The sequence below is a fragment of the Bacillus cereus group sp. BfR-BA-01430 genome, from assembly GCF_022663115.1.
Classification (GTDB): domain Bacteria; phylum Bacillota; class Bacilli; order Bacillales; family Bacillaceae_G; genus Bacillus_A; species Bacillus_A cereus_BD.
On record NZ_JAKUEW010000064.1, the window covers coordinates 1 to 569 of the forward strand.

A 569-nucleotide genomic window follows, 5' to 3' on the forward strand; every position below is an offset into this window, starting at 1 on the left:
GCCATGAACATGTGGCGGCATATGTGAATGATAAGATTCGTAAGTATCAAGATGATATAGCAAAGTATCAAGAACGGATTAGTAAAAAGAATCTTGCTATTGAAGATGAAATGAAACGATTAAGGAAGAGGTTTGAAAGGAGGAAGTGAGTGGGTTTGAGCCACTGAGTTTGAAAATGCCATTAACAAAGCATTGGTGTTTAGATAGAAATTGCGGATTTGAAGAAACTTCTTATAAGATACGTGATGGTTGGAAATGTCCTGATTGTAATGGGCCAATAATGTCTCAACAGGTGAATAAGAAAAGAGAAAGTGCCAAGTGATGGTGCTTTTTATTTTGGAGGAGGATGAAGAATGAAGTATAAAATGCAATTGGAATGTAGAGATAAAGAATGTCGTACAGTAATGTTTGGTCATTTTTTGGAAGGAATGAACTGCGTTAAGTGTGGTGGCCCGACAATAGAGAAACCATATAGCCCAGTAGAAAAGCAAGTAAATCAAAATAAGAATAGTGAACTAACAATACAAGTTAGTGTAGATACAACAAAAGCATTAGAGGGAATTAAGGAA

The 569-nt window shown here is 35.7% G+C and carries 1 pseudogene; it reads left to right on the top strand.

Annotated features, from left to right (window positions below):
• Nucleotides 1–353: 353 nt before the first annotated feature.
• Nucleotides 354–569, top strand: a pseudogene (locus MR058_RS22935) (hypothetical protein); the annotation flags it as partial.